11 protein-coding genes are annotated in these 15,636 nt (G+C 62.6%); 5 read left to right on the plus strand and 6 right to left on the minus strand.

Annotation, left to right across the window (positions count from 1 at the left end; translation table 11 throughout):
• Positions 1-118: 118 nt before the first annotated feature.
• From Pan216_RS25490 to Pan216_RS25515, 6 genes are all read right to left on the minus strand, one after another.
• Complete coding sequence (locus tag Pan216_RS25490) at positions 119-1,063, minus strand: alpha-E domain-containing protein (protein WP_145262657.1); 945 nt, start codon at positions 1,061-1,063, stop codon at positions 119-121.
• Complete coding sequence (locus Pan216_RS25495; protein ID WP_419192991.1) at positions 1,057-2,562, minus strand: circularly permuted type 2 ATP-grasp protein; 1,506 nt, start codon at positions 2,560-2,562, stop codon at positions 1,057-1,059. The genes Pan216_RS25490 and Pan216_RS25495 overlap by 7 nt, the downstream gene beginning before the upstream one ends.
• Before the next feature lie 513 nt (positions 2,563-3,075).
• A complete protein-coding gene (locus tag Pan216_RS25500; RefSeq protein ID WP_145262659.1) occupies positions 3,076-4,542 on the minus strand; it encodes a carbonic anhydrase family protein in 1,467 nt (488 codons plus the stop codon).
• 517 nt (positions 4,543-5,059) lie between these two features.
• A complete protein-coding gene (locus tag Pan216_RS25505; protein ID WP_419192992.1) occupies positions 5,060-5,794 on the minus strand; it encodes a class I SAM-dependent methyltransferase in 735 nt (244 codons plus the stop codon).
• A gap of 105 nt (positions 5,795-5,899) precedes the next feature.
• A complete protein-coding gene (locus Pan216_RS25510) occupies positions 5,900-7,243 on the minus strand; it encodes a DUF1501 domain-containing protein (RefSeq protein ID WP_145262663.1) in 1,344 nt (447 codons plus the stop codon).
• A gap of 210 nt (positions 7,244-7,453) precedes the next feature.
• Positions 7,454-9,172: a hybrid sensor histidine kinase/response regulator gene (locus tag Pan216_RS25515; RefSeq protein ID WP_145262665.1), complete on the minus strand. Its 1,719-nt coding sequence runs from the start codon at positions 9,170-9,172 to the stop codon at positions 7,454-7,456.
• A gap of 259 nt (positions 9,173-9,431) precedes the next feature.
• On the opposite strand from Pan216_RS25515, the gene Pan216_RS25520 reads away from it, so the two are divergent.
• The 5 genes from Pan216_RS25520 to Pan216_RS25540 all read left to right on the plus strand — a co-directional run bounded on the left by Pan216_RS25520 (position 9,432) and on the right by Pan216_RS25540 (position 15,308).
• Positions 9,432-11,150 (plus strand): hypothetical protein, encoded by a 1,719-nt coding sequence (locus tag Pan216_RS25520; RefSeq protein ID WP_145262667.1) that lies wholly within the window; start codon positions 9,432-9,434, stop codon positions 11,148-11,150.
• On the plus strand, positions 11,147-12,067 hold the full coding sequence (locus Pan216_RS25525; RefSeq protein ID WP_145262669.1) for a DNA integrity scanning protein DisA nucleotide-binding domain protein: 921 nt from the start codon (positions 11,147-11,149) through the stop codon (positions 12,065-12,067). Before Pan216_RS25520 ends, Pan216_RS25525 begins: the two co-directional genes overlap by 4 nt.
• A gap of 133 nt (positions 12,068-12,200) precedes the next feature.
• Entirely contained in the window at positions 12,201-13,256 is a 1,056-nt protein-coding gene (gene ruvB / locus Pan216_RS25530; protein ID WP_145262671.1) for a Holliday junction branch migration DNA helicase RuvB, read from the plus strand.
• Between the two features lie 389 nt (positions 13,257-13,645).
• Positions 13,646-13,918 (plus strand): hypothetical protein, encoded by a 273-nt coding sequence (locus Pan216_RS25535; RefSeq protein ID WP_145262673.1) that lies wholly within the window; start codon positions 13,646-13,648, stop codon positions 13,916-13,918.
• Entirely contained in the window at positions 13,902-15,308 is a 1,407-nt protein-coding gene (locus Pan216_RS25540; protein WP_145262675.1) for a cobyrinic acid a,c-diamide synthase CobB, read from the plus strand. The genes Pan216_RS25535 and Pan216_RS25540 overlap by 17 nt, the downstream gene beginning before the upstream one ends.
• The last annotated feature ends 328 nt before the right edge of the window (positions 15,309-15,636 follow it).

Raw genomic sequence — 15,636 nt, forward strand, 5'->3', positions numbered from 1 at the left:
GGACTCGTGACCCACGGGCGCTCCATGCGCCGTGACGTAGTTCGACTAGCGGGCCGTCGATCGACGCGGACCACGACGAGAGTCGTGCGCGGTCGGCGTCGAGTTGTTCCACGGCCGGCTAGGTCGTGAAGAAATCCTCCTGGATGGTCGAACTCACCGCATTGAGCTTCGCCTGGAACTCATCGACGAACTCATGCAGCCCCTCACGGACGATCCCGCCGATGGAGCTGTAGTCGAGTTCGGCGCGCAGCATGCCGACCTTCTGTTCGGTGGGGTTGCTGAACGCTCCCGGGGGCGTTCCGGTGATCGCCATCAACGACTCCTGTGTCTTCACGACGCAGAAGTGCAACGAGCGGGGAAAATGACGGTCGAGCATCAAGAAGTCGGCGACCCGCTCGGGGGTGATCTTGCCATGCACCCGCCGATACATTTCCAACGCGCTAGCGGATCGCAGCAGCGCCGACCACCGGATGACGTCGAGCGCCGTGCCGACATCCTCGGGGTTCGGCAACAGGATGTAGTACTGGACGTCGACGATGCGCGAGGTCTTGTCGGCTCGTTCGATCAGTCGTCCCATCCGCGCGAAATGCCACGCTTCACTGTGCGACATCGTCGAGTCGGTCACGCCGACGTGAAGGTGGCTCGCCAGCTTCACGCGATTGCAGAAATCGAAGGGTTGATCGAGCACCCGCGGATGATCGGCCGAGGCCCGCACCATCAGGTAGTACTTGTTGATCTCCTCCCACATCGTCGAGGAGATGATCTCGCGAATCGTCCGCGCGTTCTCGCGGGCCTTGCCCAAGCACGAGAGGATCGAGTTCGGGTTCCTCTTATCGAACGCGAGGAACCGCAAGACATTCTCCCGAGTCGTCTCGTCGTAGCATTTCTCAAAGGCCTCGTGATCGCCGGTGGTGTAGACAAGCGGCGCCCACTGCCCTCCGATCGCCTCGTTCTCGTCTCCGAGCAGGAGGCTGTAGTTGACGTCGATGAAACGCGCGACGTTCTCGGCACGCTCGACGTATCGGCTCATCCAGTGGACGGAGTCGGCGACGCGACTCAGCATGAGGGACTTCCTTGCTCTTGAGACTGACTGCTCGGAATCGCCGACGCGGGATCATGCTTCCCGTTCGTCTTGCGAAGCACCCAGGTATCCTTGCTCCCGCCACCCTGCGACGAGTTGACCACCATCGATCCCTCACGAAGCGCGACCCGCGTCAGGCCTCCCGGCAGGACGAAGACATCCTCGCCACAGAGAACGAACGGGCGCAAGTCGACGTGGCGGGGCTGGAGTTTGCCGCCAATCAGCGTCGGGACCGTCGAGAGCTTCAGCATCGGCTGCGCGATGTAGTTGCGTGGGTTCGCCCGGATCTCTTCCGCGTAGCGATCGCGCTCCGCCTTGGTCGACTGCGGCCCCATGAGGATGCCGTAGCCGCCCGATTCATTGGTCGGTTTGACGACGAGTTCATCGAGATGGCCGATGACGTAGTCGCGTTCCTTGTCGTTGGAGCAGACATACGTCGGCACGTTGTTGAGGATCGGGTCCTCACCGAGGTAGTAGCTGATGATCTCGGGAACGAAGGCGTAGACGGCTTTGTCGTCGGCGACCCCGGTCCCGGGTGCGTTGGCCAGTGTCACCCGCCCCTCGAAGTAGACCTGCATCAAGTCCTCGACGCCCAAGCAGGAGTCGGAACGGAAGCAGGCCGGGTCCAGGAATTCATCGTCGATCCGGCGATAGATGACGTCGACTCGCTTGAGGCCGCGCGTCGTTCGCATATGGACGTAGCCGTCGCTGACGATCAAGTCGGTCGGCTGGACGAGTTCCACCCCCATCTGCTGGGCGAGGAAGGTGTGCTCGAAGTAAGCAGAGTTGTAGATCCCGGGCGACAGGACGACCGCGGTCGGTTCGGGGGCGTGCGGCGGAGCGCACGAGAGGAGCGCCTCGAGCAGCCGTTCGGGGTATCCTTCGATGGGGGCAACCGCCATGCCCTCGAAGACGTGCGGGAAGGTCCGCTTCATCACCTCGCGGTTCTCGAGAACGTACGAAACGCCCGAGGGACAGCGAAGATTGTCCTCGAGCACGTAGATGCGACCGTCGTGGTTGCGCACCAAATCGATGCCGCTGATGTGGCACCAGACGCCCGCGGGGGGACGGAACCCGACGCAGGCCTTTTGAAAGGTGCTCGAGGAGCGAATCAGTTGTTCGGGAATGATCCCGTCCTTGATGATCTTCTGATCGTTGTAGATGTCGTCGATGAAGAGGTTCAGCGCGGTGATCCGCTGCTTGAGCCCTTGCTCGACTTGCGCCCATTCCTCCCCGTCGATGATTCGAGGAACGAGGTCGCACGGCCACACCTTCTCCGTGCCGGCCTCATGGCCGTAGACCGCGAAGGTGATACCCATGTCGCGCATGATCAGATCGGCCGCTCGTTGACGCTGCTCGAGCTCGCCGTCGGGAATACTTTCCAGACGTCGAACGAAGCTCGTGCAGATCTCTCGCGGTTGACCGCTGGTGTCGAAAATCTCGTCGTAGATCGATTCGGTCGGATAGGTGCCGAAGCTCACGATCTCCTCCCATTCCGTGGATTGAGTGTGGAGGATGCCCCGTGTAAGCGTAGCAATTCTCGTACCTCGATCTTGAGCTTCTGGATGCAGAGGGGCCGCCAATCTCCCGGCGAAGGCGCGATCCCCTTCGCTGGTCCGGGCAGGATCGAAAGACGAGAATTTGTGCGGAAGCTGATCAGCGTTGATGGATTGAGCCGTCATTGAGCAGAAGCTGCCGAAGAAATAGGCATCGCCGATGCCAGTGAATGGAGTTCCCCAGTCCCTCGACAAGGCGACGACTCAACCGTCTCCGTGTTGGGCGTTATCTTCCGTTAGAGTAACGCACACGCCCGAAGTTGCCCCTTCAACTAACGCTTTCTCCCCACTTCGCCGGAACCCGCACCCAGCGCAATCGCCGAGACACGCACAATCGGTCCTGGGCGAACGAAATTGGTCCACCCGCCCGCCGTCCCGACGGCGCCTGGTCGCTCGTCGGCGGTCCATGGTCCTCGCATGTGACGAACAACGGAGCCGCTAGACGTCCAGGACGATACGGCTGTTGGTTTCCTGGATAGGTCGGTTGTTGCCAAAGAGGCCCACGGTGGCGGAACTGGCGATCGACGAGCGAATCGCCTCAAGGTCGATCATGGAGAGACCAACCGGTTCCTGAAAGACCCGCCAACGGACTCCCTCGCTATTGGGAGGTGTCGTCAGCGACCCGGAGTACGCGAAGTAGTCATCCGCATCCGGCAACAGCTCCGCTGGATCGAGCGAGACCTCGGTCGGGAGCCCATCGGCGCGCAGCCGCGTCATCAACTCCGTCCACGCCCCCGATGGGGTTGTCCCTTCGACGAGGAGCACCGCGACCACCAGCGCGTCGCCGGTCTCTTGATGCTGATGCACCATGTGCATCTCGGCGGGAAAATGCGCGCCGTCGATCGCGTGCTCACTGGCGCTGTGGAAATGGATCTGCTGCAACACGAACACAGTGCCGTCAGCATCGGTCACGCTGTTATCGGGATGGTTCTGGAAGCCGACTTCGATGTTGTTGCCGGAGTTGAAGAACTCGAGGTTCGAAGAGAACGTGTAGTCGAACGCGAGCGGCGCCTCGCCCACGGAGACCGAATCGTCGAGCGACAAGTCGATCGCCGATTGCCGCCGTCCGACAGTGCTGTAGAGCCAAGCGGGTGTAAGGAGATGCCATTGATCCGGCCCAATGCCGGGGGTGTAGCCGAAGACGACATCCTGAACAAGCGGCGTGTTGGTCTCGAAATAGGGCACGACAGGCTCTTGGGCGAATTGGTTGTTCGCGTCGACGTCGGGGGTGATCGCATCGCCCTCCCCGTTGCCCCCATCCAGCAACGACCGGCCGAGCACTTGATTCGACTCCATCCAAAGTTCATCGTCGCCCGTGCCCAAGAGGACGCCCAGATCCGACGCGATGACGTTGCGCAACAACGCGACGCGGTCGTCGTCCCAACGAGTCGGCAAACTGACTTGCTCCGCGATGGCGCTGTCTTGAATGAGCAGCGACTGATCGCCGACACCGCCGAGAACGTGAAGGGTCTCCCCGATGTCGGCGCGATCGACGATGATATTGTCGTCGCCCTCGAGCCGAACCTCGAGATCTCCCCCAATCGTGACCCCGGTCAGTTGAAGGTCGTCGTCCCCCTCCAGGCCCAAGATGTAGATGTCACTGGCCGCCTCCAGGTCGATTAGCCCCAGGTAGTCGTTGCCCCCTTCGAGAAAGAAGTGCAGGCCGTCCTCCACGTCGCCGACCACGGCCCGATTGCCGCCGTTGATGGTCGTTCCGTGGAGTCCTTCGATGACGTACTGGTCGACCGACGCGCCCTGCGTAACGCGGATCTCGTTATCCGCCGCGTCGCCCTTCACGACGAGATCCCCCCAACGCGTGACGAACGCCGACACGTTATTGGCGAGCAATTGGCGCTCCTCGAGCGGCTCGAGCGATGGGGTGCGCGACAAGGATGATGAACGCATGATGGATCCCGTTTGGCGGCTACCAGGAGATGGCGTAGGAAACGAACGAAGGAAGGCGTTGCCCCAACTCTAGCCTCGGCCGATTGGGTTTCAAGGGCTACTCGCGCATTCCTTGAGCGAGGGCCTACCGCGACGTCGACGCTGGAGTCGACTTTCCGCTACTACTTGAAATACCGGAAGTTAGGAGATGCATGCCGGTCGCGAGGGCTCATGAAGAATGCGTGAGCCTGTCTTGGATGCCCCCTCCATGCCCACGCTTGCCGTGGGCATGCAAAGAGGACCCACGCTTGCCGTGGGCATGCAAAGAGGACCCACGCTTGTCGTGGGCATGCAAAGAGGATCCACGCTTGCCGTGGGCATGCAAAGAGGACTCACGCTGGTCGAGGACATGCGGGACGCGCCTTCGTGCTCCTTGCCGACTTGAAGTTGGCGCAACCCCAATCCCTTGGCACTGGCCGACAAGCAACCCGTGGCACCCGAAGACTTAGAGGGACCAGTGCCCTAGCAGCCCGTGGATCTATTCGCTCGCCGATACCGGACGCTTGATCAAGTACCAGGAGGGCCACGGCTCGTCGATCACGAAGAGCTGCTGATCGTGCTCCGCGACGAACTCGTCGATCGCCCGTTTCACGCCGTAGTCGCTTCCCTCGATCTGGCCCTCGAGATAGTCGTGCCCGGCGAAGATTCCGCCCGGGCGCACCTTCGGCCACCACCAGGCAATGTCCTGGCGCGACGCCGCGTACGAATGGTTCGCGTCGATGTAGACGAAGTCGAGTGATGCGTCCTCGAACCGGCCAACCGCCTCCTCGGACATCTCGCGGTGGAACCGGCAGCGGGTACCGAACCGACGCAGGCGATCCTGGGTGAATTCGAAGCGACGCTGCATCTCCTCCTGAGCCGCGTTGATCTTGTCGCTGTAGTCGTCCTGGTGGAACTCCTTCCAGGGGTCGATCAGATGCAGGACCGCGAGGTCGCCGAACTGGAGAAACTCCTCTGAGTAAGCTCCTTCGTAGACGCCGATCTCGGCCCCTTCACCGCGGAGTCCCAAGTGCGAGCAGAGTGCCGCGAGGTGGGAACGCTCCAGAAGCGGCAGCCCGGCTTCATAGCGACTTGCGGCAAGTTGCCTCGCCCGCCGACGGTTCCAAGCGACAACGCCACGCCGAATCAGCGCGTGCACCGGCGGCAGGTAGGTCTTGACCAAGGGAGAGACGCGATGGACCAATTGCGTGAGACGGGGATGGACTGTCGCCATGCGGCATCCTTGACATCGAGGCGTTCGACCCTCTAGCAGGATGCCGTTCGCGCACCGCGACGTCAAGCCAGTCCCCATGGAGACGGAGCGGGTTTCCCTCTCGGCTCAGACGATTTCGGAGATGGGGCCGACGTCGGAGACGAACTGTGGCCTCCCGGTCGGATCGGTGATGGTCGTCGATTCGGTCCGAATGCCCAAGTTGCGATAGAGCGTCGCGATGATCTCCTGGAAGTGAACGGGCCGGCGTTCCGCGTATTCGCCCAAGCGATTGGTGGCGCCGATCACCTGACCGGTGCGCATGCCGCCTCCCGCGAGCAACGCTCCGCTGACCTTCGGCCAGTGATCGCGACCGGCGTTCTTGTTCACGCGCGGGGTGCGTCCGAACTCGCCCCACACCGCGACGGTGACGTCATCGAGCATCCCGCGAACATCGAGGTCCTCGATCAGGGCACTCAAGGCCTGGTCGAGCTTCGAACCGTGATCGCGGACCAGGTCGAAGTTCTTGCTGTGGCTGTCCCAGCGTCCGTAGGAGAGCGTGACACAGCGGGCCCCGGCCTCGATCAGACGACGCGCCATGAGGAATTGCTCGTTGCACGTCGGGGCGCCGTCGTATTGGAACTTGTAGGGCTTGCCGTCGCCGTAGCGTTCGCGGACCTTGTCGCTCTCCTTGCTCAAGTCGAGGGCCTCGACGAGCTTGCTCGAAGTCAGGATGTTGAAGGCTGATTGCGTGTTGGAATCGAGCGCCGCGATCGAACCGTCGGCGTCGATGTCGCGACGTAGCCGATCGAGATTCCCGAGCAGCGCCCGTCGAGACTGAAGTCGCTCGAGCGTGATGCCGTTGAGCTTCATGTTCGCCATGCCGGGGCCATCCGGCTTGAAGGGGGCGAAAGCGGCCCCGAGAAATCCGGGTTTGCCCGAATCGGACCAGGGCGTGTGCCGGGTCTTCGCCGCCAATCCGACGAAGGGCGGGACCGAGGGATTGACGGGACCGAGAAGCTTCGCCGCCGTGGCCCCCACGCTGGGACGGCCTCCGAGCGAGACCAAGTCGCGCGTCGTCCAGCCGGTCATGCACTGAAACGCGTCGTGGCGACCCTCGGAGCCGACGACCGAGCGAATCAAGACGCTCTTGTCCATCAACTGCGCCATGCGAGGAAAGACCTCGCAGATGTCGATCCCGGGAACGTTGGTCTTGATCGGTTGGAACTCCCCCCGGATCTCCGAGGGAGCCTCCATCTTCAAGTCCCACATGTCTTGGTGGGGAGGGCCACCGCCGAGAAAGACGTTAATGACGCCCTTGTGCGGCGCGGAGGTTCCCGACTGTTGCTCGGCGCGCAGAATGTCGGCCAGGGAGAGCTGCCAGGCCCCCATGCTCAGGGCGCCGATTTTGAGAAATCCACGACGGGAGAAGTTCTCGCAAAGGCGATATCGCGGTCCAGTGATGGTCAGCATCGCGGCAGGCCTCCTAGGTGTGCGAACTTGCGGTGGGAGATCGGTTCACTCAGCGTGCGCGGGCTCGCGGGAAGGCTCCCCCGGCGTGGCGTCGGGAGATCAATGGGAGGGTCTCACGACTCACTAAGTAAAGCTACCGTAAATTCCCTATATCGGGCTGTCAAGCACCGAATGGGTGGCAGGGGAAATTCCCCTTGGGACGCGGAAGGATCAGATGCGGATGCGTTGAGCGGTGCGCGGACGCGCCGTCTGGCGGGACGGGTCGAGGGCGTCCTCGATCGCTTCGCGGAGTCGATCGAAACGGAAGGGTTTGTAGAGCACCACGCGAAGGCCCTCTTGCCGAGCTTTCACGAGACTGTGCGTCGAATCGTAGCCGAATCCGGTCATCAAGATGATCGGCGTCTCGCTGAACACCGAGCGGACCTGGCCAAAGAACTCGTAGCCGTTCATGTCGGGAAGGCGAATGTCGCCGATCACCACGTCGTAGCGTCCGATCTTCAGGAGAGCGAGCGCCTCGCGTCCCTCTTTCGCGGTGACCACCTCGCAGCCAACCCGGCTGAGCAGCCCGTGCGCGGAACGGCGGATGCTCTGATCGCTGTCGACAAGCAAGACGCGCCTGCCGGCGAGTGGAAGCTGTTCGTTCGGCTCGTTGCCGGCGTAGGTCGCCTCGAGGGTCTTGTAGGCGCGTTGGATCGAACTCTTGATGGTTCGCGCGTTCTCGATGAGACGTTTGGCGACCTCGCGATCGAGGTTGGACGTGTCGTCACCGTCGTCGATCGCCTCGAGCAGCGCGATCGCGTCGGTGAGAATTTCGTCGGTGGGAACGCCAATCTCTCCGGCGATCGCCTCAATGCTCGCACTCCCCGCGACCCGCTTCTCCTCCCTCAACAGATCGAGCACGTGAAGCGCCACGGCAATCTCGCGGGTGAAGAGCTCCAGGAACTCGCGATCGCTATCGCTGAAGTGACGCGGCTCGGGACTCTCCACATTGAAGGTCCCGATCGGCCGATCGTAGGAGACGATGGGGACCGTTAGCGAACTGCGGGCATCGACCGCACCAGGGATATAGAGCGGATCGTTGAGGACATCCTCGCAAAGGTAGCTGGTCCCGGTCGCGGCGACGAAGCCGGTCACGCCGTTGCCCTGTGGCTCGGCCAACAGCGGTTCGTCTTCCTCGCGGGCGCCCATCCCTTCCGAGAGGAGGATCTCGAGGTGACGCGTCCGCGGATCGAGAAGCCGAATTTCCAAATTCGAGAAATTGAGGATGCGACGCGAGTACTGGAGGATGTTCGCCTTGAGCAAGTCGATGCGCTCTTGGATCGACATCCGCGAGAGTTCCTCGGGATCGAGGTTGCTCAGTTCCATCCCCGCTTGCTGCAGCGCGAAGAGCTTCTCGCGATCGCGAACCTCGAAGGTGACGTCGCGAAGCAGACAAAGCGCGTGGGAGCTGCTCGCGTCGGCTCCGGGTAGGGGTTGGACGACCGCCTCCAGTTCGCAGCCCGATGGCAGATGGAGCCGGGACCGCGCCGTTGTCCTGCCGCCGAGACAGTCCAGGAACGGGCAGAAGTCGGGCCCCTCGTTGTTGGGAGAATCGAGGGCGTCGTAGATGTTCTCGCCGACGCGGGGCCCGCGTGGGGAAAAGTTGATGAACGCCTGATTGAACCAGACCAGATTGAGACGGGCATCGACGATCGCGACGCCGGCGGAGAGATCGCTCAAAATCCGCAGGCCGCTGGTGGGAGGAGTCGCCCCGTCCAAGGGGTCGGGCTCGCCGGTGCAAATACCCTCGAACCCGCCCTGCTGGAGTAGCTCAAGACCTTGCTCGGCGGTTTGCGCCCGGACGACGTCGACTTGATCCGAGAGGGACTGTAGCGCGGCCGTCGCCTGATCAGACGGATCGAAGACGAGAATACGTGGCCGACTAGACACCTTACCAACCCCTTGCGTTGGGAGAATCAAGTAATTCCGTCACACTCCCCACTTGAAAATCTGGCCCCATGTCAATCGCGAAAGACTCCTCGTTGAGTACGGATTCTGTTCTACTTACGCCCTAGTTTGATCCGCTTTGTGAAGGAAGAAATACTTTTTCCTCGAAATCAGCATTTGTTTCGCCAACAACAGTCGTTTGTTCGACTTCTTCCCTTCGTTACAATGGCGAAGCCATGGCTCCGCGAAGGAAATCACGTTGTTGTCTCGTTTTGCCTCGATGATCACTCTGGCCGTGCTCTGCCTCGCGACGGCTCTTACCGACGATCTTCGTGCAGAGCCTTCACCCGCCGCCGAGGGAAGACTCCCCTCCGGCGAGATGCGTCGTGGCACCGTCCGCAAGAGCGGCTTGAGCACAGACGGGAAACCCGCAAGCCTCGACTCCGCCCGAGGCACGGACCCGCTTTCCTCGTTCCGCCAGGTCACCCTGCTTCCCGGGGCTCGCTCGGTTCGCCTTCGGTCCCAGCCGCTGCTCGTCGATTGGGGCGACGCGGGCGGCCTGCTGACGCGGTCGCTCGCCATAGACAACGCTCTGGTCCGTTTCCAGTCGACTTTGGGTCCGGTGGAGTTGCCCAAACGGACACTCCGCTCCGTTCTGACTTATTTTAAGGGCGAGGTTACCCTCGAAGATCCCTTTTCCACGATCGGTCCCTCCTGGAACCGAAAGGGAGGCGTCGACGTTCGAACCCAGCGCTACGGGACGCCACCGTCGGCGCTGCCGCTCACCGTTCCCGGCCAACGCCTGTGGCGGGAGTTCGACGAGCCGATCGCCCGCGGTTCGATTCGATTTCTCTTCTTTGACGACAGTCGACGTTTTCGCCATCGACGATGGTACGTAGCTGTCACTTTTGGCTCATCACCGCGTCCCCAGCTCCGCATCGAGCCTGGTTGGGATCGCGACTTTTATACGGTGTCGGCCGGCCCTTTGTTGGAACTCGAAACTCAAGCGATCCCCCGGACAGTTGGGTGGAAGGAAATCGTCATCGATTTCGGTTCCGATGGGATGGTGATCACCCTCGATGACCAATTGCTCGCGTGGCGTCACCGCTCCAAGGAGTTGCCGCCCCTCTCGCGTCTGGAGTTCGGCACCGACGACGGCCCAGACGACGAGGATGCCGAGGCTTGGATCGACGACCTGCGGATCATCACCAAGTGGCCCGAGCGGACCACCCTCTTGAGCGATCCCCATCGAACCATGGTCGCCACCGGCACCGGGGACGCGTGGTTCGGAACGCTCGAGAGCGCCGACGAGGAGGCGGTGACCCTCGCGGGAGCCGAGCGAAAGCGATTCGACTGGAATGACATCAGTCGACTCGTCCTGCCCGACTCGGCGGAACCGACCCCGCTCGTCTGGGAGGGAGAGATCGGCTTGCTGCGGCTCCGAGACGGCAGCCGCCTGATCGCGACCCTGCTCGACGCGGACGAATCCTCCTGGACCATCGACCATCCCCTCCTCGGCCGACGCACCGTTGCGCTCGAACATCTCGATTCGTGGAAGCCGCTGCTTGTCGGACGACGAACTCTTTTCTATCCCCGTTCGTTTCACCTTGGAGAGAAGGTGGTGACGTCGTTCGATCGCCCCGTCCCGGACGGATCGCGGTTGCGGGCGAGCTTTCAGCATGAAGCGAAGCCCGGGACGGCGTGGCTCACCTTTCGTTGGAACTTGAAGGACTCGCCGCTGAGCGCCCCCCGGATGCTGCCGGGCAATTTCGGCTTGTGGGTCAATGGACAATCCTTGGGCAAACTCTCTTCCCTGGCCCGAGTCGACGACGGCCTGGCGCGGATCGCTCTCCCGGAGCAGGTACTCCATGCGGGCATCAACAGCCTCGAGTTCATGCCGCTCGTCGCCGGCGACTTGGAAGAGGTCGAGTTTTCGGGACTTGCGCTCGAGTTGGAATCTCGCGAGGACGCGACGCCGTGAACACGCTAACGCAGTCGATGCTGCAACACGCTTACGCCATCGCCCAAGAGGTCGATGCGAAAGCCCTCATGTTCGATGCCGAGGCTTGGGAAAACCCCGACGACCTCAACGAAGCACTCGCCGAAGTGAACTATCGGCTCCTGCTCGTCAGTCGTTCGCGACCGCCGGGATCCCAGGACAGCGAGGTGATCGAACCTCCGGAGATGAACTCCGATCGGGTCTCGGTGATCCATATCCCCAACGTCCCGCTGACGCGTCTCGCGCAGGTGAAGGTCTCCATGCTCGTCGGGGTCGCGGAGAAGAAACTCGCGCGCGGCGACGTTATCGTCTGTCTCTCGGGCGTTCAGCACTCCAATCGCCTCGACACGATGGTCGTGATCCGCGTGGGCGACGAGGCGGAGTTCTTCCTGACCGACGAGTCCTACCCGCTGCCTCCCGACGTCGACCCGGCGGTCTTCGAGCGTGTCCTGAGCATCGCCTCGGAACTCGCGGTGGAGGGTCGCGAGACGCGTACCGTCGGCGCCACCTTCGTCGTCGGTGATTCGGAGAACGTCCTGGAGAACTCGCGGCAGTTGGTCTTCAATCCGTTCCACGGGTATCCGGAGGAGGACTGCAACATCCTCTCGGGTGGCCTCGACGAAACGATCAAGGAGTTCGCCGCGATCGATGGCGCGTTCATCATTCGGGGCGACGGCGTCGTCCTGGCGGCGGGGCGCTATCTCATGGGGACCGGGAAGTCGACCGAACAGCTTCGGGGCGGACTTGGCGCCCGCCACGAGTCGGCGGCGTCGATCACCTCGGTCACCGATGCGGTGTCGATCACGCTCAGTCAGAGCACCTCGACGATCACGATCTTCAACTCCGGTCGGGTGATGACCGAGATCGAGAAGATCCGCGTCGGCGGCGAAGGGTCATAGTGGTCCGTTTAGAGCCAAGAGTCGGGCTTCGTTGTTCCCCTCTCCCCGTGGAATGAGCCCGTAGGGAGGGGTGAGGGGGTTCGTCTTCGAGTATCACCTTTCCAGGACACTTGCCTCGCATCAAGGATGGCCGATGGCGCGTCAACGCATGATCTCCTCCGACTCGAGCGACACGAGTTCCTCCCAGCCCGTCCCGGCCGCGAAGGAATCCGTGCCCGATGACTCGCTGCGCCCATCGAAGCTCGCCGACATGATCGGCCAACGCGCGGTCATCGAACGACTCGACATCCTCGTCGATGCCGCCCGCAAGCAGGCCGAATGCCTGCCGCACATCCTCTTCGACGGGCCGCCCGGTCTGGGAAAGACAACGCTCGCGACAGTGTTGCCCAAAGAAATGGGCGTCGAACTGACGCTTGCCAGCGGCGCCTCGCTCTCCTCGCCCAAGGAGATCATGCCCTACCTGACAAACCTGACCGACCACGGGGTCCTGTTCATCGACGAGATTCACCGACTGCCCAAGAGCGTCGAGGAGTTCCTCTACACCGCGATGGAGGACTTTCGCATCGACATCGTGCTCGGCGAGGGCCTCGGCGCCAGAACGCTTAGCATGCCCCTGAAGCGATTCTCGCTGATCGGCGCCACGACGCGCAGCGGCATGCTCTCGGCTCCCCTTCGCGATCGCTTCCAGGTCCGCGAACACCTCGACTTCTACGAACTCGACGAGCTGGCGCGAATCGTCTCGATTAACGCGCGCAAGCTCGGCGTCCCGATCGACGAGACCTCGACCAGCGAACTGGCCCGACGCAGTCGCGGCACGCCGCGCATCGCCAACTCGCTGCTCTTCTGGGTGCGCAATTTCGCGATCAGTCGTGGGGACGGCACGATCACCCTCTCAATCACGCGACAAGCGCTCGAGATGCAACAAGTCGACATCGCGGGGCTCGATAAGCAAGACCGACGCTACCTCGAGACGCTCGTGAGCGTCTTTGGCGGGGGGCCGCGGGGCATCGACGCGATCGCCGCGACGATGAACATTCCCTCGGAAACGCTCAGCGAGGAGGTCGAACCCTTTCTCCTCCGGGAAGGGTTCATCATCCGGACGCCGCAGGGCCGTCGGGCAACTTCCAAAGCGATCGACCACCTGGGGCGATCGGGGCCGGCGTCGCCACCTGGGGGCGGGCTGTTTTAATTCTTCTTCATCGCTACCGTTTCTCCTAGAAAAGCGTTGACGAACGCCTCGAGTCATCAAATACTCCGGAGAGAACGTCGAGAGGTGTGCTTGGGCGTTTCCCGCCCCCAGCGATCGGGTGCCAAGGCTGCTTGCCAGTCGCGAAGGTCAGGTTGAGTCCTGTCCATGTCACTCGGCTCCTGGAGTGAGACGGAAACACTTGTTGGATTCCCAATCCCCCGCACCTCTCCCCGCAACGGATTGCGAGGCACCAGACAAGGATGGTCGAGATGCCGGAGGCTTCTCAGCCTTTCGCGAGTGCGAAGGGCCCATTCTGTCGTTCGGTCCTCACGCCCACTTGACGCGCGAGCCCTCCCAAGGGCGGCGCAACCCTAGAGGATCATCTCACCATGAACAGCAGCGGCAACAGTGCGACCCTCACTCCCGACCACGCCTCGATCGCGACCAGCGTGACCCAAAAGATCGGTCGGCGCTTGCGCGAGTTCTGTCTCGAAGAGGTCGGCAAGACGCTTGTCCTTCGCGGAAAAGCCGCCTCCTACCACATTAAGCAACTCGCCCAGCACGAGGTGATGGCCATGACCTCCGAGTGGCACATCGCCAATCGGATCGAGGTGACCTCCGTCGCGGCCCAAAGCCTCTGGAAGCATGGCAGCGACCGCTAACGGCCTGGTCATCGCGGCTCCCGCCTCCGGCAACGGCAAAACGACCCTGACTCTGGGACTCCTCAAGCACCTCTCCGCGCGCGGGCTCCGCGTCTCGTCGGCGAAGGTCGGCCCCGACTACATCGATCCCCAGTTTCATCGCCGCGTGACCGGTCGCGACAGCGTGAACCTCGATGCCTGGGGCATGAGGCCGGAAACGCTGCGCGCGAACCTCGCCGCCGCGACGGACGACGCCGAACTGGTGATTGTCGAAGGCGCCATGGGACTCTACGACGGGGCCAACGACGAAACGGCCTCCACCGCCCATGTCGCGGCTCTCCTCCAGCTTCCCGTCATTCTCGTGGTCGATGCTTCCGCGATGGCACAGTCGGCGGCCGCGATCGTTCACGGCTTCGCCACCTACCGCGGCGACTGCCGCCTCGCCGGTGTCGTCTTCAATCGCGTTGGCGGGCCGGGGCATCGGGACAAACTTGTCCGCGCGGTGGAGCGACTCGGCATCCCGGTACTCGGATGTCTCCCGCGAATGACCAACCCCGAGGCGATGGGGCATCGCCACTTGGGCTTGGTGCAGCCGGAGGAACTCGACCAGTTCGACGCGATCCTCGCGGAACGGGAACGACTCGTCGCCTCCCACGTCGCGATCGATCGCTTGCTGGATCTGGCCTCCCCTTGCTCGGCCATCCAGACCCCGTCGAGCTTTCGGATGTTGCCCCAGGCGAAACGGATCGCGGTGGCCGACGATGTCGCCTTTCGATTCAGCTACCCGCACGTGCGACGACGATGGCGCGAGGATGGCGTCGAGTGGCTACCCTTTTCCCCGTTGGCGGACGAATCGCCCGAGGCGCGTGCCGACACGATCTACCTTCCCGGCGGCTATCCCGAGTTGTACGCGGAGCGTTTGGCCGGCAACCAGGCTTTCCTTGAAGGGTTGCGGCGAGCCGCCGATCGGAGGGTGGGGATCTACGGCGAGTGTGGCGGCTTCATGGTGCTGGGGAGTTCGCTTCAGAGCGCCGAGGGCCGTTGGTTTCCCATGGCCGACTTGTTACCCCTACGAACCTCGTTCGCCAAGCCGCGTTTGCATCTCGGCTATCGCCGCGTCACGTTGGCGAGCGATGGCCTCCTTGGCGAAGTCAAGCCGACTGCTGGCCTCCTTGGCGAAGTCAAGCCGACTGCTGGCCTCCTTGGCGAAGTCAAGCCGACTGCTGGCCTCCTTGGCGAATTCGGCCAGGGGTTTCGCGCCCATGAGTTCCACTACGCGTCAATCGTCGAGCAAGGGGAAGCCACCCCGCTCTGGCAAGCGTGGAATGCTGATGGAACGCCGCTCGGGCCGATGGGATTGCGCCGTGGCAACGTCTGCGGGTCGTTTCTTCACCTGATCGACCAAGAGTAGAGAGGATCGCCAGCGTTGGTGATGGGTCGAAACCTATCCGACGAGAATCGCGGAATTCCCCCTCTCCCTGTGGGAGCGTGAGCCTCTTGTTCCCCTCTCCCTGTGGGAGAGGGGTTAGGGGTGAGGGGGCTTTTCTTTGAGAACCACCCATCTTCGACCGAGTCGAAATCTCCCTCACCCGGCTCACTACGTTCGCCGACCTCTCCCCAAGGAGAGGTAAGCTCTTGTTCTCCTCCCCCGTGGGAAAGGTAGCCTCTTGTTCCCCTCTCCCTGTGGGAGAGTAAGCCTCTTGTTCCCCTCTCCCTGTGGGAGAGTGAGCCTCTTGTTC

Source organism: Kolteria novifilia (genome assembly GCA_007748055.1).
Lineage (GTDB): Bacteria > Planctomycetota > Planctomycetia > Kolteriales > Kolteriaceae > Kolteria > Kolteria novifilia.

Excerpts from the sequence above, each read along its gene's own strand:
- Pan216_RS25490 (WP_145262657.1), bottom strand. The coding sequence starts at position 1,063 with ATGCTGAGTCGCGTCGCCGACTCCGTCCACTGGATGAGCCGATACGTC.
- Pan216_RS25500 (WP_145262659.1), bottom strand. The coding sequence starts at position 4,542 with ATGCGTTCATCATCCTTGTCGCGCACCCCATCGCTCGAGCCGCTCGAG.
- Pan216_RS25505 (WP_419192992.1), bottom strand. The coding sequence starts at position 5,794 with ATGGCGACAGTCCATCCCCGTCTCACGCAATTGGTCCATCGCGTCTCT.
- Pan216_RS25510 (WP_145262663.1), bottom strand. The coding sequence starts at position 7,243 with ATGCTGACCATCACTGGACCGCGATATCGCCTTTGCGAGAACTTCTCC.
- ruvB (WP_145262671.1), top strand. The coding sequence starts at position 12,201 with ATGGCGCGTCAACGCATGATCTCCTCCGACTCGAGCGACACGAGTTCC.
- Pan216_RS25535 (WP_145262673.1), top strand. The coding sequence starts at position 13,646 with ATGAACAGCAGCGGCAACAGTGCGACCCTCACTCCCGACCACGCCTCG.
- Pan216_RS25540 (WP_145262675.1), top strand. The coding sequence starts at position 13,902 with ATGGCAGCGACCGCTAACGGCCTGGTCATCGCGGCTCCCGCCTCCGGC.